This is a genomic window from Corynebacterium tuberculostearicum, assembly GCF_016894265.1.
Classification (GTDB): Bacteria; Actinomycetota; Actinomycetes; order Mycobacteriales; family Mycobacteriaceae; genus Corynebacterium; species Corynebacterium tuberculostearicum_D.
This window is the reverse complement of the sequence record NZ_CP069791.1, coordinates 999870-1021933: the sequence shown is the minus strand read 5'-3', so window position 1 is coordinate 1021933 and position 22064 is coordinate 999870. Positions and strand designations below refer to the sequence as shown.

Annotated in this window: 21 protein-coding genes and 1 tRNA gene; 10 read left to right on the top strand and 12 right to left on the bottom strand. The window is 60.1% G+C overall.

What is annotated here, in order from left to right; translation table 11 throughout:
• The first annotated feature begins 60 nt into the window (after positions 1–60).
• The 4 genes from I6J28_RS04990 (at position 61) to I6J28_RS04975 (ending at position 2499) form a co-directional block, all read left to right on the top strand.
• Positions 61–135: transfer RNA gene (locus I6J28_RS04990), tRNA-Gly, on the top strand.
• Positions 136–253: 118 nt separating this feature from the next.
• A complete protein-coding gene (locus I6J28_RS04985) occupies positions 254–946 on the top strand; it encodes a nitroreductase (RefSeq protein ID WP_204611143.1) in 693 nt (230 codons plus the stop codon).
• Between the two features lie 68 nt (positions 947–1014).
• A complete protein-coding gene (locus I6J28_RS04980) occupies positions 1015–1647 on the top strand; it encodes a hypothetical protein (RefSeq protein ID WP_204611142.1) in 633 nt (210 codons plus the stop codon).
• A gap of 18 nt (positions 1648–1665) precedes the next feature.
• Entirely contained in the window at positions 1666–2499 is an 834-nt protein-coding gene (locus tag I6J28_RS04975; protein WP_204611140.1) for an aldo/keto reductase, read from the top strand.
• A gap of 82 nt (positions 2500–2581) precedes the next feature.
• On the opposite strand, the gene I6J28_RS04970 is transcribed toward I6J28_RS04975, so the two are convergent.
• On the bottom strand, positions 2582–3055 hold the full coding sequence (locus I6J28_RS04970) for a ribose-5-phosphate isomerase (RefSeq protein ID WP_005327249.1): 474 nt from the start codon (positions 3053–3055) through the stop codon (positions 2582–2584).
• Between the two features lie 116 nt (positions 3056–3171).
• On the opposite strand from I6J28_RS04970, the gene I6J28_RS04965 reads away from it, so the two are divergent.
• On the top strand, positions 3172–3579 hold the full coding sequence (locus I6J28_RS04965; protein WP_204611138.1) for an MFS transporter: 408 nt from the start codon (positions 3172–3174) through the stop codon (positions 3577–3579).
• A 188-nt stretch (positions 3580–3767) separates the two neighbouring features.
• On the opposite strand, the gene I6J28_RS04960 is transcribed toward I6J28_RS04965, so the two are convergent.
• A complete protein-coding gene (locus tag I6J28_RS04960) occupies positions 3768–3929 on the bottom strand; it encodes a hypothetical protein (protein ID WP_005327251.1) in 162 nt (53 codons plus the stop codon).
• Between the two features lie 256 nt (positions 3930–4185).
• Between I6J28_RS04960 and I6J28_RS11985 the strand changes: the two genes are divergently transcribed.
• A complete protein-coding gene (locus I6J28_RS11985) occupies positions 4186–4377 on the top strand; it encodes an excalibur calcium-binding domain-containing protein (protein WP_367398069.1) in 192 nt (63 codons plus the stop codon).
• A gap of 257 nt (positions 4378–4634) precedes the next feature.
• Here I6J28_RS11985 and I6J28_RS04955 read toward each other — a convergent pair whose 3' ends face one another.
• Positions 4635–5258: a disulfide bond formation protein DsbA gene (locus I6J28_RS04955; protein WP_204611136.1), complete on the bottom strand. Its 624-nt coding sequence runs from the start codon at positions 5256–5258 to the stop codon at positions 4635–4637.
• Positions 5259–5355: 97 nt separating this feature from the next.
• Here I6J28_RS04955 and pepN point away from each other — a divergent pair, with 97 nt between their 5' ends.
• Complete coding sequence (gene pepN, locus I6J28_RS04950) at positions 5356–7872, top strand: aminopeptidase N (protein WP_204611135.1); 2517 nt, start codon at positions 5356–5358, stop codon at positions 7870–7872.
• Here the strand turns inward: pepN and I6J28_RS04945 are convergent.
• The 7 genes from I6J28_RS04945 to I6J28_RS04915 form a co-directional block, all read right to left on the bottom strand.
• On the bottom strand, positions 7869–8648 hold the full coding sequence (locus tag I6J28_RS04945; RefSeq protein WP_204611134.1) for a GntR family transcriptional regulator: 780 nt from the start codon (positions 8646–8648) through the stop codon (positions 7869–7871). The genes pepN and I6J28_RS04945 overlap by 4 nt on opposite strands.
• 75 nt (positions 8649–8723) lie before the next feature.
• Complete coding sequence (locus tag I6J28_RS04940) at positions 8724–9440, bottom strand: SDR family oxidoreductase (protein WP_204611133.1); 717 nt, start codon at positions 9438–9440, stop codon at positions 8724–8726.
• 65 nt (positions 9441–9505) lie between these two features.
• The gene (locus I6J28_RS04935; RefSeq protein WP_204611132.1) at positions 9506–10720 is read right to left on the bottom strand and encodes an alkylhydroperoxidase domain protein; all 1215 of its coding nucleotides are present in this window, start codon (positions 10718–10720) and stop codon (positions 9506–9508) included.
• 29 nt (positions 10721–10749) lie between these two features.
• Positions 10750–12372: a dipeptide ABC transporter ATP-binding protein gene (locus I6J28_RS04930; protein ID WP_204611131.1), complete on the bottom strand. Its 1623-nt coding sequence runs from the start codon at positions 12370–12372 to the stop codon at positions 10750–10752.
• Complete coding sequence (locus tag I6J28_RS04925) at positions 12372–13184, bottom strand: ABC transporter permease (RefSeq protein ID WP_204611130.1); 813 nt, start codon at positions 13182–13184, stop codon at positions 12372–12374. The genes I6J28_RS04930 and I6J28_RS04925 overlap by 1 nt, the downstream gene beginning before the upstream one ends.
• On the bottom strand, positions 13181–14182 hold the full coding sequence (locus tag I6J28_RS04920; protein ID WP_204611128.1) for an ABC transporter permease: 1002 nt from the start codon (positions 14180–14182) through the stop codon (positions 13181–13183). The genes I6J28_RS04925 and I6J28_RS04920 overlap by 4 nt, the downstream gene beginning before the upstream one ends.
• Before the next feature lie 3 nt (positions 14183–14185).
• Positions 14186–15841, bottom strand: a complete 1656-nt coding sequence (locus I6J28_RS04915) for a TIGR04028 family ABC transporter substrate-binding protein (protein ID WP_040425170.1) — start codon at positions 15839–15841, stop codon at positions 14186–14188.
• A gap of 202 nt (positions 15842–16043) precedes the next feature.
• Between I6J28_RS04915 and I6J28_RS04910 the strand changes: the two genes are divergently transcribed.
• The gene (locus I6J28_RS04910; RefSeq protein ID WP_204611126.1) at positions 16044–17912 is read left to right on the top strand and encodes an FAD/NAD(P)-binding protein; all 1869 of its coding nucleotides are present in this window, start codon (positions 16044–16046) and stop codon (positions 17910–17912) included.
• Between the two features lie 35 nt (positions 17913–17947).
• On the opposite strand, the gene I6J28_RS04905 is transcribed toward I6J28_RS04910, so the two are convergent.
• The gene (locus tag I6J28_RS04905) at positions 17948–19105 is read right to left on the bottom strand and encodes a cystathionine gamma-synthase (protein WP_204611124.1); all 1158 of its coding nucleotides are present in this window, start codon (positions 19103–19105) and stop codon (positions 17948–17950) included.
• 142 nt (positions 19106–19247) lie between these two features.
• Here I6J28_RS04905 and I6J28_RS04900 point away from each other — a divergent pair, with 142 nt between their 5' ends.
• Positions 19248–20258, top strand: a complete 1011-nt coding sequence (locus tag I6J28_RS04900; RefSeq protein WP_204611122.1) for a mechanosensitive ion channel family protein — start codon at positions 19248–19250, stop codon at positions 20256–20258.
• Positions 20259–20642 (top strand): globin, encoded by a 384-nt coding sequence (locus I6J28_RS04895; protein ID WP_204611121.1) that lies wholly within the window; start codon positions 20259–20261, stop codon positions 20640–20642.
• Between the two features lie 95 nt (positions 20643–20737).
• Here I6J28_RS04895 and ald read toward each other — a convergent pair whose 3' ends face one another.
• Entirely contained in the window at positions 20738–21829 is a 1092-nt protein-coding gene (gene ald / locus I6J28_RS04890) for an alanine dehydrogenase (RefSeq protein ID WP_204611120.1), read from the bottom strand.
• Positions 21830–22064: the final 235 nt, after the last annotated feature.

Genomic DNA, 22064 nt, shown 5'->3' with positions numbered 1-22064 from the left:
TATTTTCATTTTTGCCCCCGCGTGCGCTAAAGTATGGCGCAGCGTTCAATAGCGCGCTGTGGGAATGTCGTATAGTGGCTAATACCTCAGCCTTCCAAGCTGAAGACGCGGGTTCGATTCCCGTCATTCCCTCCATTTTTCGCCCATCGTTCAGATGGGCGATTTTTCGTTTTACCTACCCCAGACCCGCTCACCCGCGCTGGCAACGCTTGGTTTAAGGCAGGCACATGCGGTGATGTGTAGTGTGGCGCGCATGACTTCATCCAATAAGTATTCCGAATTCATCCGCAGTCGCCATTCTCCTCGCGCGTTCCTGCCGGAGCCCATGCCGGTAGAAGACATCAAGCAGGTCTTGGAGGACGCACAATCCGCACCGTCTAACTCCAATACCCAGCCGTGGAACGTGCACGTAGTGGGCGGAGAAGAGCTCAAGGAGCTCAGCGCTGCGCTGATTAAGGAATTCGATACCAACGGCCTTAGCCCAGACTTCACCACCGATTATGGTGAGGGCATCCATCCCCAGCGTTCCCAGGAACTGGCCGCCAAAATGTACGGTCTGCTTGGCATTAAGCGCGAGGATAAAGAAGGCCGCATGGAGTTCATCCGGGAAAACCTGCGGTTCTTTGGCGCGCCCCATGCGGTGCTGCTTTTTATCCCGCCGATGGGAGACCGCATCCGCGCCGCCTTTGACCAGGGAACTTACACCGAAAACTTCCTGCTTTCCCTCGAGGCACATGGTTATCACGGCATTCCACAGGGCATGATTTCCCTGATTGCGCCAACCGCACGTGAATTCCTCGGCGTGGACGAGGACTACAAGCTGGTCACCGCCATTACCTTTGGTACGGCCGATGAATCTAGCCCAGTCTTTAACACAGCTCCAGGCCGCGCGCCGCTCTCAGAGACCGTAACGGTGCACGGCATCGAGGGTCTTGAGCTCAACTAGAACCACGGCGGTGATTTCTGTGGGCAAAGTTGGCCGAAGGGGGCGTCGGCAAGCCTAGAATTGAGTCCATGGATATCACTCTTGCGACCTTTGACCATGCGCCGGAGACCGCACTGCGCGGCGTTCGTTTTAATAACACGTGGGTGCCTTCGGAAACCTATGCGGACTCCCGCCGCGGCACCCTGACCGGCCAGTACCCGCAGCGCCAGGCCACCACGCGCATCAGCGAAGTCTTTGCCGGCGTGGGCTATGAGGTGCGCGAGGATACGCAGCCGGCCGGCGCGGATGTCTTTCGCCTGCTAGAACAGCCCAGCGTAGAGGAACTCGACCAGGTTGAAGGCGTCATTGCCATCTGCTCCCTGCTGGGCGGAAATGCCCCCATGTCGGTGCTATGGCCGGGCGTGGCGGAAAACGGGGAGAATAACGAGCTGGTCTCCCCTATTGACTTGGCTCCTACCCTCGCCGCCATTGCCGGGCTGGATGTGCGGCCCAATGCCCGCCTGTCCTTCGATGGGTTGAACCTGGTTCCGATACTGCGCCACGGCGCTTCGGGGCACGCCGCATTGTTCTTTGACAACGGCGTGCGCATGATTGATGCCTCGCTTATCGACGACACCGCTACCCCACCCCATGAGCGCGCCCGCCTGCAGGATGAGTGGGAGACGTGGAATAAATTCATCACGCTCGGCCCGCTGCAGTAGATAGGTAGTCTGGGACGCATGAGCGTACCTAACATCACCCTGAATGACGGCAATACCATCCCGCAGCTGGGCTTTGGCGTATTCCAGATGGATCCGGATAAGACCGAAGAGCTGGTAGCTGAGGCCCTGCGCGTGGGCTATCGCCATATCGATACCGCCGCAATCTATGGCAATGAAGAAGGCGTAGGTAAGGCTATTGCCAACTCCGGCATCCCGCGCGAGGAACTTTTTGTCACCACCAAGCTGTGGAATGACCGCCAGACCGATGCCGCCGCAGCACTTGATGAGTCCCTGGACAAGCTCGGCCTAGAGTATGTGGATCTCTACCTCATCCATTGGCCGACCCCGGCGAAGGGAACCTACGTCGAGGCCTGGCAGCAGCTCATCGAGCTGCAGAAGCAGGGCAAGGCAAAGTCCATCGGCGTCTCCAACTTCGAACTCGAGCACCTGGACCAGCTGGAGCTCAAGACCGACGTCAAGCCGGCGGTCAATCAGGTCGAGCTTCACCCCTACCTACAGCGCTGGCGCGAGCTGGACGCTTTCCGCGCCCACACCGTCGCTATTGAGGCATGGGGGCCTTTGGGGCAGGGTAAGAGCGATATTTTGGATGCCCCCGAGGTCACCGACGCCGCTGCGGCGCACGATGTCAGCCCAGCGCAGGTCGTCATCCGCTGGCACCTGCAGAATGGCGTCATCCTCTTCCCTAAGTCCGCCACGCCCTCGCGCATCGCGGAGAATTTCGACGTCTTCGGCTTTGAGCTCACCGAGGACGAGATGGCTGCCATCACCGCCCTGGATGAGGGCGAAGAGGGACGCGGCGGTCCGCACCCGAATGACATGAATGACGCTTAAGCCTTAGCGCCTCGGCCGAGCCGACCGGTGCGCACACAGAAACGCCGCGGAACCACCATTGGTCCGCGGCGTTTTGCGTGGCTTAGGCCTCTGGCAACTCCGGGGCGATGCCGGTGCGCTCGTATTCCGCCAAGATGTCGATGCGGCGCTGGTGGCGCTCCGCACGGGACCATTCTTGGTCTAGGAAGGCGTCGACGATTTCCAGTGCCTGCTCCTCGGTGTGCATGCGGCCACCGATGCCGATGAGCTGGGCATTGTTGTGCTCACGGGCAAGGCGGGCGGTCTCTGCGGACCAGGCCAGTGCGCAGCGAGCACCCTTGACCTTATTGGCGGCAATCTGCTCGCCGTTGCCGGAGCCGCCGAGCACGATGCCCAGGGAGCCTGGGTCGTTGACGGTGCGTTGTGCCGCTTCGATGCAGAAGGCTGGATAGTCATCCTCGGCATCGTAGGTATGGGCGCCGCAGTCAATGACTTCGTGGCCCTGCTTGGTGAGGTGTTCAGCGATCAGGTTCTTGGTTTCGAAACCTGCGTGGTCTGCTCCTAGATATACGCGCATGGCCCACATTCTACCGGCCCGGCGCGTCTGGAGGAGGCTTAGCGCCCACCCTGTTTCGTATTACATTTTCCTGATAGGCTCGCGGGCGACCACAATCGCTATAAAGGAGGAAAGCCATGCCTATAACCAAACCAGTCCTCGCGCTCTACGGCGGGAGCCTTCTCGCCTGCATCATTATGCTTGGCGTTCAAGTTTCCGGCAGCGGGGGCTTCCTCCTCCCGCTTATCGCAAGCATTCTTGCCACTTTGGCTCACCTGGGCCTGGGAGTGTGGTGGATTGCGCAAAAGGTGCGCGGGAAACCGAGGTCCAACGGGGGCGCAATTGCGGCCGGCATTATCGCGCTTCTTGCCGGTGCCTCGTGGGCATCCTGGGCGCTAGTCGCGTGGGACGACTTTCGGGCCGGCATGGAACTTCCCTCTATCAATATCGCAGGTCTGCCGGCGTTCATCTTGACCCCGCTAACCATCGCACTGTGCGTCGGCGCTGCGATTCAGCTGCGCCGACGCGAAAAGAGCGCCCAGTAGCTCCAAGAAACAGATTTTTTGGGTGGAAACTCTTTCTTTGCCTTTAGGCTGCCGGCAACGATCAGCTCCGGCACCACTTACCGTCGCTTCAATTCTAGAAATCAGACGATTCATATCCAGAACAGGACAGGAAATGGCTAAGAACCGAGTAGCCTCTTAGTAAGAGTCTGAAACTCTCCCCCAAAGGACTAGAGCATGAAAAAACTACTACCTATTCTCGTCACAACCACGCTTTTGATATCAGCATGTAGCGATTCAGGTGAAAGCTCCGAGACCACTTCGAGCACGACCAGCAGCAGTCCGTCGAGCACCACCACGTCCTCTACGACTAGCTCGACAAGTAGCGCCACTACCTCCTCAATTAGCGAGGTTACGCCTCCATCAGAGGTCGAAGAACCTGGCGAAGAGGATGAGCACGACGATGACGATCTCCACGTACACGATAACCCGAACGCTGCATTAGGCGACTCAGATGAGGAAGAACAAGCTGAGCAAGCTCCTGCAGAGAAGACCGTTTCCTCTTGTGGAGACCCCTCAATTCATGAACGCGGCACAACGTTTTTCTCGGACGGCACCTCCGGTTGGACTCAACAATGCTCAGATGAAATGGCGCCACAGGTTGCACAGCAATTCGTAGCACCGCCGGCCGAGCAACAAAACGACCCAGCACCAGCCGGTGGTGGATCTGGTCGAACCTGCGCCGAAATTGGGCACAAAGTCTATCCTGGCGACCCTGACTACTCGCCGGCACGGGACGCTAACGGCGACGGTGTGGGCTGCGAATCCTATCCGGGATAATGCATTCTCTGATTTATGCGGAGAATTAAAGACTAAATAGGGGCAGGCAAGGAAGGCACGCCCTGTCTTCCGGCTTCCCTTAGTTTCTCCGCAGCTTCTCCGCTTACCGCTGCTGAGTTCTCCTTGCAAAACCATTTTGGTCCCGCAAATCCAGCAGCAAGAGTGCGCAATTTAGCCCCATGCCCCTACGTCAGAAGGGTTTGACTCACCAGCGCCTTCTACTGGAGCGTGAGGTGAGTAATGATCCTCGTTTTGGCTTAGTTCTCCTCCACCTGGGGCATCTCGGTGCGGGAGCGCTTGAGCTCGAAGAAGTAGGGGTACTGGGCAAGGCGCAGGGAGGCGTCGAAAAGCTCGCCTGCTTCTTCGCCGGTAGGAATGCGGGTAATGACTGGGCCAAAGAAGGCGGTCTCGCCCAGCTTGATAACCGGGGTGCCTACCTCATCGCCCACAGCGGAAATGCCGTTGTGGTGGTACTCGCGCAGCTTCTCATCATAGTCCTCGGTATTGGCTACCTCGGCGAACTCGGCGGGGAGGTCCACCTCCGCTAGGGCCTGGGCGATGATGTCATCATAAGCGCCAAAACCGGTGCGCATACCGTTGCCCTTGGCGTGAATCAGGGTGCCCATTGCGGTGTAGAGCTCGTCTACCTTTTCTGGGCGCTCGGCCTTGACTTTGGCAAAGACGCGGGCTGGGCCCCAGTTAGCCTTCATCATGTCCATATAGGTGGAGTCAAGATCGCGGCCGTCATTGAGCACGGACAGGGACATAGGCTCGAACTCGACCTCAATGTCGCGCACCTTTTCTACTTCCTTAATCCAGCGCGAGGTGGCCCACGCGAAGGGGCAAGATACGTCGAACCAGAACTTTACTGCGTCAGCCATAAATACTCCTTTGATTGAAAAAGTTTGCCCCACCAGCCTAGGTGCACGACTACTGTGGATGCAGAACTATTTTCGGCTTAGAAGGAGAATATAGGCCATGACCTCTATAAACCTGACTCGCGAGGAAGCGGTTCAGCGCTCCCGAATGATCGAGGTGGACCACTACGATGTCACTTTAGACCTCAAGTATTCGGACACCCACTTCTTGTCCACCACGAAGGTGAGCTTTACCTCGCGGGAGATCGGCTCCGCGTTTATCGATCTGCGCGCCGAGGAAATCCAGGAGGTACGCCTCAACGGCAATCCCCTGCCCACTGAGTCCTATAACCCCACCTACGGCATTCCACTGTCTGGCCTTCAGGTAGCCGATTACACGCTGGAAGTCACCGCCAAAATCCCGTACTCCCGCACCGGTGAGGGCCTGCACCGCTTTGTCGACCCCGCCGATGACAAGGTCTACCTTTATACCCAGTTTGAAACTGCCGATGCCAAGCGCGTCTTCGCCTGCTTTGACCAGCCGGATATGAAGGCCACCTACGCGCTGCATTTTAAGGCGCCCGAAGAGTGGACCATCATTAGCAATGGCCCGGTGACCTGGGAGGGCGATGTGGCCAGCACGACTATTGACTACCCGTTGTCCACCTACCTGGTAGCCCTGTGCGCCGGCCCGTACCACGAGGTGACCGATACCTGGCGCGGCGAGCTGACTGCGCACCCAGAGGGTAAGCCAGCCCAAAAGCTCGAGGTGCCGCTCGGCATCTACTGCCGCGCTTCGCTCGCCCACGCACTGGATGCTGAGCGCCTGTTCACGGAGACCAAGCAGGGCTTTGATTTCTACCACCGCAACTTCGGTTTTCCCTACCCCTTTGGCAAGTATGACCAGATTTTCGTGCCGGAGTTCAACGCCGGCGCGATGGAAAATGCCGGCTGCGTCACCATCCGCGATGAGTACGTCTTTACTTCCCAAGCCACGCACTATAAATATGAGCGCCGCGCCGATACCGTCCTGCACGAATTGGCGCATATGTGGTTCGGTGACTTGGTCACGATGCAGTGGTGGGACGATTTGTGGCTCAATGAGTCCTTTGCCACCTGGTCCGCTGCCATCTCCCAGGCGGAGGAAACCGAATACGATACCGCATGGGTGACCTTTGCCAATGTGGAAAAATCCTGGGCGTATCAGCAGGATCAGCTGCCGACCACCCACCCGATTTCCACCGATGCCAGCGATATCGAAACGGTGGAGCAAAACTTCGATGGCATCACCTATGCCAAGGGCGCTTCGGTGCTCAAGCAGCTGCAGGCTTATGTCGGCCGCGACAACTTCCTGGCCGGCGTGCGCCGCCACTTCGCCGCCCATGCGTGGGGCAATGCCACCTTTGATGATCTGTTGCGCCACCTGGAAGAGGCCTCCGGCCGCGACCTTTCCTTCTGGGCGCAGCAGTGGCTCAAGACCTCCGGCATCAATACGCTCAGCGTGGCGCTCAATGCGGATGAGTCCGGCATGATTACCCATGCTTATCTCACCCAGGGCGGCGATACCCTGCGCACCCACCGCGTGGCGGTAGGCCTGTATAACCTGCAGGATGGCAAGGTGGTGCGCACCGATCGCATCGAGATGGATATTGATGGCGCTTCCACCGAGATTCCAGAGCTCATCGGCCGCCAGCTGGCAGACATTGACTTCCTGCTGCCCAACGACGATGACCTGACCTATTGCCTCATCGAGCTGGACGCGGGTTCCCTGCAATTCCTGCTGGATAATATTGATAAGTTCGCCGATCCCATGGCCCGCACCCTGTGCTGGTCTACCGCCTGGGAGATGACCCGCGCCGGTACTATGCGCGCCCGCGATTTCATCCAGCTGGTTGCCCGCGGCATGCAGGCGGAGACGGAGCTCGCCGTGCTCGAGCGCATTGTCCTGCAGGCGTCTAGCGCGCTGAAGAACTATGCCGATCCACAGTGGGCCGCTCAGAGCACCCTGCTTGCCGGCGCCCTCCTCGACGGCGCCCACAGCCCCGATGCCCAACGCTCCATCATCTGCACCCAGGCGCTGGCGAAGATTCGTCTGCACGATAGCGCGCGCGAGTACCTGCGCGGCGTACTGGAATCTTCTGAGGATGCGGGGCTGCGCTGGTCCGCACTGGCGGCACTCGCCGCCGATGGCGCGGTAGAGGACGTCGCTGCTGCCACGGATGCGCAACTCGAGCGCGATAATTCCGCCACCGGCTACTACTCTTCCCTGCGTGCCCGCGCAGCCGTGGCAACCGCCGAGAACAAGCGCGCGGTATGGGAAGAAATTGTGGCGGGAAATCTCACCAACCGCGAGCTCACTTCCAAGCTGGAAGGCCTGCTCTACCCGCATAGCGATGAATTCCTGCCCACCGCGGAGTTCTTCGATATCGCGGAAAAGGTGTGGTCTTCCCAGTCTTCAGAGGTCGCGCTTACCACCGTGACGGGCCTCTTCCCTTCCTGGGATATCACGCAGAAAGGCCTGGAGCGCGCCGATGCCTTCTTGAAGAAGGAGCTGCCGGGTGGTCTGCGCCGTACGGTCACCGAGCAGCGTGACCGCGTGGCCCGCGCGCTGCGCAACCGCCAGGTAGACGCTAGCTAAGCCGGCTTTCCCGCGCCGTTGCCCTGACCCGGTAAGGGTTGCGGCGCGGGATCCTCACCCAAGATCACCTCGACGTTGGCGATATCAGAGCGCAGCGACTCTTCAATATAGGCAAAGACCGCGCCCGATTTAGTCTTTAGCAGCCGCACGAACCGCAGCAGCGGGTGCGATCGGCTCACGTGCAAAAGTTTCTGTTCTTCGGTGCGAGCGGTAGCGGCACGCATGCTCTCGCGCTTAAAGACGGGCTTGAGGTTGTAGCCAGCCAGGATTTCCATAATGGGCTCGCGCAGATCGTGCTGATTGAGATCGGGAGCCATATCTACCGGGATGGTATAGCGCGAAAGGATGACGGGCTTGCCATCGACGGTATAGAGGCGCTTGATATCCCACGCAAAGGTGGAATCGCTAACGCCCAGTACCGCTGCTACATGCTTGGGCACGTGGGCCTTGTTAACGGAGACCACGCGCACGGCGGTGTCGTGCCCGCGCTCGCGCAGCTGGGTGACAATATTGTCCTCATTGGTAAGGCTCAGTGTAGGGGGAACCGTGCGCACATAGGTGCCACCACTGCGCCCGCGGCGGCGGTCAATGAGGCCTTCTACTTCCAAAATGTCTAAAGCATGGCGCACGGTCATGCGCGCAACATGGAATTCCCGGACCAATTCGCGTTCGGTAGGAAATTTCTGACCGGGTTCTAATTCATTGCGTTCGATCTTGTCGCGTAGCGCATCCGAGATACGGAGATAGGCTGGCCGTTTTCGGCTTTGGGAAGTCACAGCCCCCGAGTGTAATGGACACCCCTGGAGACCAACCCCATTAATGTGTGATGTCCATTACCACCACTTGCGTTCCTACTTGCGCAGATGTAGCTCGATTCGCGGCCTGACCTGGATTTCCGTCAGCTGGGTGGTGGGGCCTGCCTCTACCACGGTACGAATGGCACGAGCCACCTCAGCCGGGGCAATAACCTGGGAGGGATCATAATCCTGCAGACCCTTCAGCATCGGGGTATCGGTAGGCCCCGGAGCCACCGTGGATACGCGGATACCCGGCTCAGAGATGCGCAGTCCATCGGCGAGTGCATACAACGCGTGCTTGGTCGCCGCGTAGATGACGTTATCGCCGTAGCTGTGGCGTCCAGCGCCAGAGTTGATAAAGACCACGGTGCCTTCCGCTTTGCGCAGCTGCGGCAGCAAGGCGCGGGTGAGCTCAGCAGGGGCGTGCACGTTGAGGTCCATGTGCGCGCGCCAATTTTCCGGCGTGGCTTCCTCCACCGAGTACTTGGTAGCCCGTGCGGCCGCGTGGACGAGCACGTCCACACGGTCTAGCTCCGGCAGCTTCATACCTTCATCGAGGCCGGCGACGAGGTCGATGGCCACCGGCGTAATGGAGTCCGATTCGGGCAGTTCCGCCGCGCTACGGCCCAGTGCATACACGTGGTAATCACCGGCCAGGTCAGCGATGATTTCGCGGCCCATGCCGCCGGTAGCGCCGGTGACGACGGCGACCTTCTGCGGGGCTTCGCTCTCCGAGAGTGCTGGTGCGGTGGCGTTCTTTGTATCAGTCATGCCGCCCCATCATAGGGATCCTTTGCTCTAAGCGTCGCACCGAACCAGTCACCGGCGGTAGCCGATTAACGGAAGCGCTTAGGCACGTCCGGCTGGCCCAGGGTGAGCATCAAACGATTAGCCCAGTTGAAGAAGGAGGAAGCATAAATCAGGTCCAGGATGGACTGATCATCGAATCCGGCCGCACGCAGGTCTGCGCATAGGGCCGCATCGAAGGCAAACGGGGTTTCCGTCAGCGCCACTGCGGCGCGACGGATAAGGTCCCATTCCTTTGAGCCAAGGTCGGTGTCGATGCCCTCGTCCAAGAGGCGGTCTACGATTTCACGGTCGCCGCCTTCCTGGACGCACCGCGCCTGGTGCACGGAGGCACAGTACTCGCAGCCGTTGTAGCGCGAAGCCACAGTAGCGGCGAGCTCGCGGTCCGCACGGGAGAGGCCGCCCTCGGTGTTATAGAAGATGTCCAGGTCAGTCAGCGTGCGCGCCTTCAAGGCCGCAGGGTCGCGGGCAAGCAAGCGGAAGTACTCGGAATCGATGCGCTCTGGCTTAATGAGGGCATCGGTATGCACCGCGGTGAAATCCTCCTTCGCCAGCGCCTCTACCCAGGGCTTCCAGCCCAGGGAGTGGTTGGCAAAGCGATCAGGCAGCACGGTATCGGGCTGCAACGTAGTCGCAGTAACCTCCCAACCCGGATCGGCCACGCCGGCGGCGCGCTCGGCTGCGGGGTGGGATGCGGGATCCTCGCCAGAAAGTACACGCAGGCCGTGGACCACGCGCAGCTGGAAGGCCAAAAATGCCACCAGCTGGGACAGGCTGACGATATCCGTGGCGGACCATCCTGCGGCATCGAGGTGCCCGATGGCCTGCGGGGAGGCATCCTTGGGGTGGAAGGCCAGAAGGTGCGCCCAATCAAAGGCCGCAGCTAGGCGCGTGCCCAGCGCGGCTTCCGCTGAGGTATCGCCGAAGATAAGGAAATCACCCTGGTGATACGGGCCGGTGGACACGCCGCGCTGGCTCGCGGCGCGCACGGCGGCAACAAGGTCCTCGTCGGCCTCATCTTCCAGCAAGTCGAAGTAGAAATCCGCAGCCTCGCTCGCTTGGTAGATTGCAGCGGTAAAAGCCGCAACGGCATAGCGCTCCGTATAGGAGAACTCGCCTGGTTCTGCAGGCTCGAGCAAAGCGCTAAAGCTCAGTTGCGCATTGTCCTGCGCATCATGGCGCGCACGGCGCAGCTGTTGCACCTCGGCGCTGGCGTGGGAGAGCTCATTAATAATGTCAGTCATATTTTCAGTCCAACCTTTCTGGGGCGCGGTTATAGCCCCAAGTTTAGGTCTCCGGCACGATAGCGGGAGCCGGGGATGGCGTCAATTAGTTGGCGCGTGTACTCGGTTTCCGGATGCGCAAAGACCTGCGCGGTAGGTCCGGATTCCACTTGCGTGCCGTGGGAGAGCACGGAAACGGTATCGGAAATTTGATTAACTACCGCCAGATCGTGGGAGATGAAGATATAGGTAAGCTCCAGCTCGCGCTGCAGCTCGTCGAGCAGCCGCAGGATCTGCGCTTGCACGGTGACGTCGAGCGCGGACACGGCCTCATCGAGCACCACGAGATCGGGTTCGATGATCATGGCGCGGGCGATGGCCACGCGCTGGCGTTGACCACCGGAGAGCTCGCGGGGGCGCCGGGAAGCCATGGAAGAATCCAAGGCCACCAAATCAAGAAAGTCGCGTGCTTTGGCACGCGCATCACGTTTGGAAGCGCCGGTGAAATTGCGCACCGGTTCGGCGATGGTATCGCCGATGCTCAAGCGCGGATCCAGCGAGCCAAACGGATTTTGGTAAACCATCTGGATAGAACGGCGCAGCTCACGACGGCGCTTGCCACGGGCAGAGCTAATGTCTTCCCCGCCCAAGCGAATGCTGCCGGAGGTGGGCGTGCTCAACAAGGAAATGGCGCGGCCGGTGGTGGTCTTACCGGAGCCAGACTCCCCCACCAATGCATGGGTGGTTCCGCGGGCCACGGAAAAGTTGATGTCTTCCACCGCGGTGAAATCCCCGAAGCGTTGGCTCAGCCCCTCCACCTCGAGCAAGGTTTCGCGTTGTGCGGGCGCGGCGGCCCGCACAGGAGATGCGGCCTGGGAGGAAGTGGGGGCGGTGAGCGAGGGGGCGTCGGCAAGCAGGCGCTTGGAGTAGGCGTGCTGGGGGTCGGTGAGGACGCGGGCAGCAACGCCCGACTCGCGGACGGTACCCTTTTCCATCACCACGATGTTATTGGCACGGTCGCCCGCCACGGCCAGATCATGGGTAATGAAAAGGATGCCCATGGTGAGCTCTTCGCGCATCTCATCCAGGAGGTCCAGGATGATCTTCTGCACGGTGACATCGAGCGCGGAGGTGGGCTCATCGGCGATGATGAGCTCCGGCTCCAATGCCACGGCCGCGGCAATGAGCACGCGCTGCTTCATGCCGCCGGATAGCTCATGCGGGTACTGGTGATAGCGGCGCTGCGGATCATCAATGCCCACGCGCTCCAAAAGCTCCAGTGCACGCTTCTTCCGGGAGGCCTTATTGCCCTGCCCGTGGATGGCCATGCCTTCCTCCACCGAGGCACCGATGGTCTTGAGCGGGTTAAGCGAGTTATTGGGATCCTGCGGAATCAAACCAATGCGGCGACCGCGCAGCTCCCGCCATTGCTTTTGAGAATATTGGGTCACGTCCCGGCCGTCGAAAGTAATGGTGCCGGAAACGATCGAAGCATTGTCTGGCAGCAGGCCAATGGCGGCCATGGCGGAGGTGGACTTGCCGGAACCGGACTCGCCAACGATGGCGGTCATCTCGCCAGGGTTTACCTCGAGCTCAATGCCGCTTACCGCTTCTAGCTCACCGTGAGCGGTGCGGTAGGTAATGGATAGATCACTAATGCTAAGCAGGGACATTAGGCCGCCTTTCGCAGTGTCTGGCTGAGGTGGTTGGCCGCGAGGACCACGGCGACGATCACAATGCCCGGGGCGATGGTCAACCAGCCGGCCGTGGCGATGTAATCGCGCGATTCAGAGATGAGAAGACCCCATTCCGGAGTTGGGGGCGGTGCGCCATAGCCCAGGAAGCCTAGGGTGGCTAGCTGCAAAATGGCCAGGCCAAATTGCAGGGCTGCTACGGCGAAGACCGCGGTGAGTGAATTGGGAAGAATATGGCGCACGAGCACCTGGAAGGAAGAACCGCCGGAGCCATAGGCGGCCTCGACGAAATCGGAGCCGGCAACGCTAAGCACCTGGGAGCGTGCAAGGCGCGCAAAGGTGGCCACGGAGGTGATACCTACGGCGATGGCGGCATTGAAGATGCCGTGGCCCAGCACGATGATGACGGACAGGGAGAGCAGCAGGCCGGGGATGGACAGCAGCACGTCCACGATGCGCATGATGACGGCATCGACCCAGCCGCGGCGCACGCCGGCGATGATACCCAAGATGGTGCCGACGATGAGGCCGAAAAGGACGGCCAGCAGCGCGCCGAGTAGGGATTGGCGCGCGCCGTAGACCACGCGGGTGTAGAGATCGCGGCCGACGGCATCGGTGCCGAACCAGTGTTGGAAGCTAGGTTGCAGCAGCGCCGTGGTGTCCCCGCCCTGATTAGGGTCCTGGGAGGTAAATAGTTGGGGGAACAGCGCGCAGAGCACCGCCAGCCCCAGCATAATCAGCGAGATGATGGTGCCCGGGGTGAGCTTCAGCTGTGTGGATTTAAGCTTCATGCTTGGACCTTCTTCTCGTTCGTTGCGGTGGTATCGGCGGTGGCGGAGCTAGATGCAGTCTCGTGCTCGCGCTCGCGCAGGCGCACGTCAAGCACTGGGTAGAGCAGGTCCACAATCAGGTTGATAAGGACAAAGACGGCGGCGGCCAGCACCACAATGGCCAGCAGCACCGAGGTATCGCGGTTAGCCACCGCATCTACGGTCAGCGCACCGATGCCGTGGCGGGCGAAGACCGCCTCCGTCACCACGGAGCCGCCGACGAGCTCACCAAAGGTAAGGCCGGCCATGGTCAGCGCCGGCAGCAGCGCATTGCGCAGGACGTTGCGCCACAACAACCAGGCACCGCTAGCACCCTTGGCACGCACAACCTGCACGAAGGACATATCCATGACCTCATCGATGGAGCGCAGCAGCACCTGCGCCAGCGGTGCGGCCACGAAGATGGCCAGGGTAATTACCGGCAGGATGAGGCTTTGGGCATCGCTTGCGCCGATGACCGGCACCCAGCCCAAGCCAAAGGAGAAAATCTGGATCAAAATGATGCCGATCCAGAAGGTGGGCAGGGAAACCATCACGGAAGGCAGGCTGCGGAAAAAGCTGCGCAGCCAAGAAAATGGGCCAAAGGTGGAGACAATAGCCACCAGGAAGGCCAGGACCACGCCTACAAGGAAGGCGAAGACCGCCAGCGCCAGCGTGGAGGGAAGGGCATCTGCCAGCATCTCCGATACGGCGGTACCGGTGGCGACGGAAAAGCCAAAATCACCGGTGAGGAATCCGCCGAGCGCGCTGAAGTAGCGGCTTAAGATCGGCTCATCGGCACCATAAACCTCGCGGATGGCGGCCAGCTGCTCGGCGTTGAGCCCCAAGTTGGGGTTGTCATAGCGGGTCGCGACGGCGTCACCAGGCAGTGCCGCCAAGAGGATGAAAGAAAGGGTAAAAGTTGCCCAGATAACGAGCACGGCTTGGCCGATGCGCAGGGCAATAGTTTTCAGGCTCATGGTTTAGTCCTCCCCTTCTGCGGGGTTGATGTCTACCGCATAGAACGATGGGCGGCCGATGGCCTCGGTGCTAAAGCCCTCGATATAGGGCTGGAAGCCATAGACCTGCGGCTCTTCAAACATGGGCAGGATATAGGCCTGTTCGGACAGATAGTCCTGCATGCGGCCGGTCATGGCTAGGCGATCCTTTTCACTGCTGAGGTCGAAGTAATCCTCCACCAGTTTCTGCAGTTTCTCATCACCAAAGCTATCGGTCTTCTCGTCGTAGTTGAGGAAAGAATTGCGCCCGGTGCCATCCAGCCACGTGGCCAAGGTGTCCACATTGGCACGGCCGGTCATGGTGTGGCGTACCTGCACGGTGTCTTGGTCCTTCATGGCCTTTTGCTGCGCAGAGCGGTCACCCGGGTTGAGGTTGGCCTCGATACCGACGTTCTTGAGCATCTCTTGAGCCTTGGTGAACATCTCTTTAGAGCGCGGCTGTGGGACGGCTTCATTGAAGGTCACGGACAGGCGCTTGCCGTCCTTTTCGCGAATGCCATCTTCACCTGGGCGCCAGCCGGCCTCATCGAGCAGGCGCTTGGATTCTTCCGGATCGAAGGCATAGTTCGCGGACTGATCCTTATAGCCAATAGCCGTCTTGGCCAGGATCGATGTTCCCTTGGGGTAGGAATCAGAAAAGAGGGTGTCCAGGATGTTATCGCGGTCAATGGCATGGATGATGGCCTGGCGCACGCGCTTGTCTTCCAAGAGTGGATGGCGGAAGTGGAAGTGGAAGCTATTGTTCACGCCACGAGTGGGGGCGGCAAAAATCTGCAGGTTTTGATCCTTCAGGTGCTTCTCATCGGGGGCTTCGATCTGGCGCGCGACATCGGACTGGCCGGCTACAAGCGAGCCCACACGCACGGAGTCTTCGGCCGCAAGCACGATATTGATGCCCTCGATATCGGCCGGGCCTTGGTGATCCTTTCGGGCCGGGGGCGCCCAGTCATAGTCCTCGCGCTTCTTGAGCACCAGCTTGGTGCCCAGCTCTTCTTCCTCAATGACGAAGGGACCAGAACCGGAAATCGCGGTGGCATTGCCCGGCGCGAAGCCGGTGTCATCCAAATCCAGGGTGGCATTAGAAAGCAGGCCCTGGTTCATTACGGAGGTGGACTGCGGGAAGCCCGGGGAAGGCTCGCTGAAGTAGAACTTCACCGTGTAGTCGTCGATGACCTCGGATTTTTCATAATTGGGCAGCTGCTCCGATGGAGTGAGCATGCGATCTTCGTCGCCCAGGGCATAAAGGTCATAGTTCTTCTTCACGTTCGCGGCATCCAGGCGGGAACCATCGGAGTAGGTCACGCCCTTGCGAATCTTGAAGGTGAACTCAGTATTGTCCTTGTTTGCCTTGGGCATCTCCTCCGCAATCCACGGGTGCAGCTCGAGGGTATCCGGGTCCTGCCAGAGCAGGCGGTCCGTGATGTTATTGAGCACACCACCGTTGGGGTAATAGCCGCCGGAGGGCGGATAGAGGTTGTTGAACATATTGGGCTCGACATAGGTGACCATGCCATCTTCCGCGGCGTGGGAAGTAGAGGCGCACGAGGTAAGCGAGAGAGCTAGCGCGCCGCTGGCCAGGACCGCGGCCACGGGCCGCAGGAGCCGAGAAAGTTGCTTCATAAAAGCTCGAGTTCCTTTAAGTCTTAAGTAGTACTCGCCCATTAGACCACACTCATACCCCCAATTACAAGACTGGACAGTCTACCGCATTACCTGCCAAAACGGCGCCATGACAAGAATACCGTAGACCGACTAGTCTATCTTATTCTAACTGCCAGGTCCGATGATCCTGAAAGGGCCTGAATGTGGCACGATAGGAGGTATGTCTACTCCAGCAATCGCGATCGTCGGCATGGGCCCACGCGGCATTTCCATCTTGGAACGCCTCTCCGCCCGCATGGACGATTCCAGCGACCCCATTACCGTCCACCTCATCGATGATGCCCAACACGGCGCCGGCCGCATCTGGGAAACGGATCAAACCAAGACTCTGTGCATGAATACTCGCGCCGGCGCGGTCACCCTCTTTACCGAGCCCGGCTCCACCGTTGATGCCCCGGTGCTCGAGGGACCCATCCAGTACGAATGGATTCAGCTCCTGCGCGGCGATGGTGAGAATATCTCCGCCGCCAAGCGCGAGCTTTTCGAGCAGCACCCACCGGCCGCACATATTGCCCAGGACTACCGCGAAGAGCTCGCGGCAACCCGCCCCGAGTCCAACCCTTCGCGCGCACTGTATGGCGAGTACCTGCGCTGGGTCTATGACGTGGTCATTGCGCGCCTGCCCAAGAGCATTTCCACCGTGAATCACTTCAGCCGGTTGGAAACCATCGCCGAGGACGGTCACCAAGACGTCCTCCACCTGGCTGATGGCTCCGAGGTGCACGCCGATGCCACGGTACTGGCCTATGGCTGGATGATTCCGGAATACACCGAACAAGAAAAGCAGTTGGCCGCTTCCGGTTTGAACTGGATCGCCCCTAATAACCCGGTAGAGCAGGACTACGCCGCCATTCCGGGCGGCGAGGACGTGCTGGTGCGCGGTCTGGGCATGGGCTTTTATGACATCCTGGCGCTGACCACCATCGAGCGCGGCGGCACATTCGTAGAGGATCCTTCCGCGCGTTCCGGCCTGCGCTATGAGCCTTGCGGCCAGGAGCCCCACTTCATCATTTCCTCCGGCCGCGGCTACCCCTACCACCCCAAGTCCGAATACGGTGAGCTGCCGCCTACCATGCCGCGCCGCCGCCTGAAGAATGTCATTGCGGAGCTCAGTGGCACCCAGGACATCGACTTTGACGCCCAGGTTTGGCCCGCCATCGCGCGCGATAGCTACGAGGCCTATATCACCACCTTGGAACGCGTGCGCCCGGATTCCCTCCTGCGCCCGCGCGCGGAAATCCTCGAGGTCATCGATGCCACCGCCCCCGATGAGCTGGGCGCAGCCATTGCGCCCATGGTCACCGAACCATGGGACATGAACGATCTCATGTACCAGATTGCCGGGTTTACCGGGGACATCGCTGAGCTCACCGAGCACATTGCCCAATCCATGGAAGGCGATATTCGGGAGGCCGCCGCCGGCCACGACTCCCCCATCAAAGCCGCGCTGTGGTCGCTTTCGCAATCGCGCAAGCCGGCCTCCATCCTCGGCGCAGAGGGCCGCTACACCCGCGAGTCTCGCACCGGCCGCTACGGCCAGGTCATGTCCTTTGGCCAGATGATCGGCTCCGGCCCGCCGCTCTTCCGCGTGCGCCAGTTGCTCGCGCTTGTCGATGCCGGCCTGGCCCACTTCCTAGGCGATCACCCCACCGTGTCCATCGAGGCTGATCACTTCACCTTGACCTCCGGCCCGCGCTCGGCTTCGGCGCCCACGCTTGTCGACGCCTTTATGCACCGCCCCGACATCCGCACCGCCGGCGATGCCATGACGCGCTGCTTGGTGGATTCCGGCCGCGTGCGCCCCTTCCCCGATCACGGCCAGCCCACCGGTTCGCCGGAAACGGATGGGGCCACCCGCCGCACCGTCCACCCAGACGGCGAGTTGGATGCACGCCTGCATATCGTGGGCATCCCCACCTATTCCCAGTGGCCGGACACCACCATTTCCCCCATGCCGGGCACGGACCCGCTCATGCTGCAGGAAACCGACAAGGCCGCCGGTTCCCTCCTCGCCGTGGTGCGCTCCTAGCCACCGCACCTGCGCTATGGGCCCAGTGCCGCGGCCTATAGAGCGTCGAGGGCCTGCTCCAAGTCCGCGAGCAGGTCATCGATGTCTTCGATACCGATGGAGATACGCACCAGATCCTCCGGCGGCACCAGCTCGGACCCTTCCGCGGATACGTGCGTCATATTCTTTGGGTGCTCGATGAGCGATTCCACCCCGCCCAGCGATTCTGCCAGGCAGATAAGCCGCGTATTGAGGCAGATCTGCTTGGCATGCTCCGCGCTGTGGAAGCGCACGGACATCATGCCGCCGAAGCCACGCATCTGTTGTGCCGCCAATTCATGCCCCGGGTGCCCCTTGAGCCCCGGGTAGAGCACCTGCTTGACCTCGGGTCGCGCCTGCAAGAATTCCGCTACTCGCTGCGCATTCGCGCAGTGGCGGTCCATGCGCACGGACAGCGTCTTAATACCGCGGGCGGTTAAGTAGGCGTCGAAAGGCGAGCTCACCGCGCCCACATTGCCCTGGAAGTAGAGCAGGCGCTCGTCCACGTGGGCGTCATTAGTAACTACCGCGCCACCGAGCACATCGGAATGGCCGCCTAAGTACTTGGTGGTCGAGTGCAGCACGTGGTCGGCGCCGAGTTCCAGCGGGTTCTGCAGGTAGGGCGTAGCAAAAGTATTGTCCACCAGTACCTGCGCGTTGCCCTTAATCTTGGCCACCGCGGCAATATCGGTGATATTTAGCGCCGGATTAGTGGGCGTTTCTAGCCAGATGAGCTTGGTATTTTCTTGAACCGCGGCCGCAACCGCTGCGGTATCGCTGGTGTTCACGATGGACATCTCCACGCCCCACTCGGTGAAATCATTGAGCAGGCGGTAGGAACCACCGTAGGCGTCATTGCCTAAAATGACGTGGTCCCCTGGGCGCACCAGGATGCGGATCAAGGTATCGGCGGCGGCCATGCCGGAAGAAAACACGCGTGCATACTCCGCGCCTTCCAGTGCCGCTAGAGTGCGCTCCAGCGAGCGCACGGTCGGATTGGCCACTCGGCCGTATTCGAATCCGCCGCGCAGCTGCGCCAAACCGTCTTGCGCAAACGTGGTCGAGGCATAGATGGGCACGTTGATAGAGCCCATGTGCGGATCCGGGTGATAGCCGCCGTGGATGGAACGGGACGTAAAGCCTTGAGCGAGGTTCTGCGTGCTGCCTTCTGTCATAGCCACACAGTCTAGACCAAGCTGTTCATTTCCTACGGGCAGATGAGTATTTATTTTCACAAACCTTAGCCTGGGGCCCGTCGAACTTTCAGGAGCAACCCCTACAATGGGCGTGGTTCCCATTGTCCACGACTAAGAAAGAATGATGAATACGCAATTCTTAGCCTCCGCCGCTTCCACCACGGACTCGGCCGTCGAGTCCGTGTCCAATTTTTGGAATGACGAGAAGGTGCAAAGCTGGCTTATCGAGCGCCCCATTCGCATCGCCATCATCCTTATTCTGACCATTATCGCCCACTGGCTCCTCCGCCGAGTCATCAACAAAGTGGCCGAAAATAGCATTAAATCCTCCGGACTAGATAAGCAGCGCCTGCGCGGGAAATTCAAGGACCGCGCCAATCGCCCCGAGCTCAGCCAACAAGAAGAGGCCATGCGCCAAACCCGCGAGACCCGGCGCGCCTCCCGCATCAAGACACTTGCCGGCGTAGCCCGTTCTGCCGCCGCCATCTTCGTCTGGGTGTGGGCGATTATCGCCATCCTGGATGAGTTAGAGGTCAACGTAGCACCGCTTATCGCCTCCGCCGGTGTCATTGGCGTTGCCCTCGGCTTTGGCGCACAGGCGCTGGTGAAGGACTTCCTTTCCGGCATCTTCATGCTCATTGAGGACCAGTACGGCATTGGTGACGTGGTTGATTTGGGCAATGGCGTCTTTGGCGATGTCGAGTCCATCTCCCTGCGCATCACCACGGTCCGCGATATCGATGGCGCCCTGTGGTACGTGCGGAATGGTGAAATTCTCCAGGTGGCCAACCACTCTGATGAGTACTCCGTTGCCCGCATCCAGATTCCGGTAGGTCTTTCTAATGACCCAGAGGTTGCTGGCGAAGTCATTGAGAAGGCAGTGAAAGAAGCCGCACAGGACGATAAGGTGCGCAAGCTCATCCTCAGCACGCCACGTGTGGACGGCATGTCTGGCTTTGAGCCGGATTATGTATCCTTCCGCGTCTCGACCAAGACCTTGCCAGGCAAGCAGTGGGACGTTCAGCGTTTCCTGCAGTCCCGCGTGCTCAATGTCATGCACACTAAAGGTATTACTACCCCCTACCCTCACGGCATCGGCATTCCCGATCCCCGCAAGGAAGAAGAAGAGTAAATGGATTCTGTTTATGAGGCCATTGGCGGCATGAAAACCTTTGAGCGCCTCGTCCACGGCTTTTATTCCCAAGTCAAAGAGGACGATATCATCGGCCCAATGTACCCCGATAATGACTGGGAAGGCGCCGAGCAGCGCCTTACCTGGTTCTTGGCACAGTATTGGGGTGGCCCGCAGCTCTTCTCTGAAAACCGCGGCCACCCGCGCCTGCGCATGCGCCACGCCCCTTACCCCATCGATATAACCGCGCATGACCGGTGGTTAGAGCTTATGGGTAACTCCCTCGCCAAGATCGACGAGGAAACCATCCCACCGGCCTACCGCGAGATGATCTGGGATCATATGCAGCGCGTAGCAGCCATGATGATCAACAAAGCGCCCTAGCCGCCCGTTGTCGCCCGCGCACAACATGAGCCCGGCCCCCTTTGACGGAGAGCCGGGCTCATGGTTTATCTAGCGCGCGGGATGCAACGCGGTGCTTAGTCGTCCCAGTCAAAAGCCTTACGCACAGGCTCGGACACCAGACGACCGCCTCGGGTCATCACACCGCCTTCTAGGCCTGGGAAGCGCTTGATGGCGGCATCCAAGTTGTCCTTGGCTACCGCGCGGATATACGGCAACGTCGCAGACGATAGCGCGCGGGTCGAGGTATTAGCCACCGCGCCTGGCATATTAGCCACGCAGTAGAACAAGGTGTCGTGCACCTTAAAGGTGGGATCATCGTGGGAGGTCTTCTTCGAGTTTTCGAAGCAACCGCCCTGGTCGATGGCCACGTCCACGAGAACAGCGCCCTTCTTCATCTTCTTCACGGTCTCCTCGCGCACCAGTTTCGGCGCAGCGGAACCTGGAATGAGCACGGCACCGATGACAAGGTCAGCTTCCTGTAGCTCCTTTTCGATGGTGGCCGGATCCGAGATCAGAGTGCGCACGCCACCGGCGTACTGGTCATCGAAGCGCTGCAAGACGTGTGGATCAAGGTCCAGCACGGTGACTTCGGCGCGCAGGCCGTGGGCCATCGCAACGGCGGAGGCGCCAACTTGGCCGCCGCCGATCACGACGACACGTGCCGGCTGGGTGCCCGGAACGCCAGAGACCAGCAAACCGCGACCGCCCTGGGTGGACAGCAGGTGGTGGGTGCCTTCGATAACGGCAAGGCGACCAGCCACCTGGGACATTGGAGTCAGCAGAGGCAAAGTACCGTGGCGATCGGTGACCGTTTCATAGGCAATCGAGGTGGTATCGGCCTCCACCAGTGCCTCCGCCAGCGGGCGGTCCGCAGCGAGGTGAAGGTAGGTAAAGACGGTAAGGTCCGAGCGCAGGTACTTGTACTCGGACTCGAGTGGCTCCTTGACTTTGAGCAGCAGTTCCGCTTGCGACCACGTCTCTTCCGCTGAGTCCACAATTGTGGTACCGGCATCCTTGTAGGCAGAATCGGGGAAGGATGCGCCTTCACCGGCACCGGTTTCAACGTACACTTCATGGCCATCAGCAACGAGGGTTTGCGCTCCCATAGGAGTGAGAGCCACGCGGTTCTCGTTATTCATGATTTCTTTTGGTACCGCAATACGCATTACACCGTCTCCTTGTAGGTGCAGGAAATTACTTTTACAGTTCCAGAGTAACGCAGCACACGTTTAGCTGGATGTCTAATCTAAAACTCACATAGCCGAAAAAGCACGAACCTATATGACTACCGTTATTGTCCTGCTAGACGAGGGTTTTGCGAGATAAGCACCACTCCTCACCCTCCCAAAGGTGGACCGCTTTTGGGGGTCCATGTTCTCCGAGGAGGAGGCCCTCGCCGAG

What these genes read in the sequence shown, in the direction of transcription:
- I6J28_RS04985 (WP_204611143.1), top strand. Translation starts at nt 254, where the DNA reads ATGACTTCATCCAATAAGTATTCCGAATTCATCCGCAGTCGCCATTCT.
- I6J28_RS04980 (WP_204611142.1), top strand. Translation starts at nt 1,015, where the DNA reads ATGGATATCACTCTTGCGACCTTTGACCATGCGCCGGAGACCGCACTG.
- I6J28_RS04975 (WP_204611140.1), top strand. Translation starts at nt 1,666, where the DNA reads ATGAGCGTACCTAACATCACCCTGAATGACGGCAATACCATCCCGCAG.
- I6J28_RS04970 (WP_005327249.1), bottom strand. Translation starts at nt 3,055, where the DNA reads ATGCGCGTATATCTAGGAGCAGACCACGCAGGTTTCGAAACCAAGAAC.
- I6J28_RS04965 (WP_204611138.1), top strand. Translation starts at nt 3,172, where the DNA reads ATGCCTATAACCAAACCAGTCCTCGCGCTCTACGGCGGGAGCCTTCTC.
- I6J28_RS11985 (WP_367398069.1), top strand. Translation starts at nt 4,186, where the DNA reads ATGGCGCCACAGGTTGCACAGCAATTCGTAGCACCGCCGGCCGAGCAA.
- I6J28_RS04955 (WP_204611136.1), bottom strand. Translation starts at nt 5,258, where the DNA reads ATGGCTGACGCAGTAAAGTTCTGGTTCGACGTATCTTGCCCCTTCGCG.
- pepN (WP_204611135.1), top strand. Translation starts at nt 5,356, where the DNA reads ATGACCTCTATAAACCTGACTCGCGAGGAAGCGGTTCAGCGCTCCCGA.
- I6J28_RS04940 (WP_204611133.1), bottom strand. Translation starts at nt 9,440, where the DNA reads ATGACTGATACAAAGAACGCCACCGCACCAGCACTCTCGGAGAGCGAA.
- I6J28_RS04935 (WP_204611132.1), bottom strand. Translation starts at nt 10,720, where the DNA reads ATGACTGACATTATTAATGAGCTCTCCCACGCCAGCGCCGAGGTGCAA.
- I6J28_RS04930 (WP_204611131.1), bottom strand. Translation starts at nt 12,372, where the DNA reads ATGTCCCTGCTTAGCATTAGTGATCTATCCATTACCTACCGCACCGCT.
- I6J28_RS04925 (WP_204611130.1), bottom strand. Translation starts at nt 13,184, where the DNA reads ATGAAGCTTAAATCCACACAGCTGAAGCTCACCCCGGGCACCATCATC.
- I6J28_RS04920 (WP_204611128.1), bottom strand. Translation starts at nt 14,182, where the DNA reads ATGAGCCTGAAAACTATTGCCCTGCGCATCGGCCAAGCCGTGCTCGTT.
- I6J28_RS04915 (WP_040425170.1), bottom strand. Translation starts at nt 15,841, where the DNA reads ATGAAGCAACTTTCTCGGCTCCTGCGGCCCGTGGCCGCGGTCCTGGCC.
- I6J28_RS04910 (WP_204611126.1), top strand. Translation starts at nt 16,044, where the DNA reads ATGTCTACTCCAGCAATCGCGATCGTCGGCATGGGCCCACGCGGCATT.
- I6J28_RS04905 (WP_204611124.1), bottom strand. Translation starts at nt 19,105, where the DNA reads ATGACAGAAGGCAGCACGCAGAACCTCGCTCAAGGCTTTACGTCCCGT.
- I6J28_RS04900 (WP_204611122.1), top strand. Translation starts at nt 19,248, where the DNA reads ATGATGAATACGCAATTCTTAGCCTCCGCCGCTTCCACCACGGACTCG.
- I6J28_RS04895 (WP_204611121.1), top strand. Translation starts at nt 20,259, where the DNA reads ATGGATTCTGTTTATGAGGCCATTGGCGGCATGAAAACCTTTGAGCGC.
- ald (WP_204611120.1), bottom strand. Translation starts at nt 21,829, where the DNA reads ATGCGTATTGCGGTACCAAAAGAAATCATGAATAACGAGAACCGCGTG.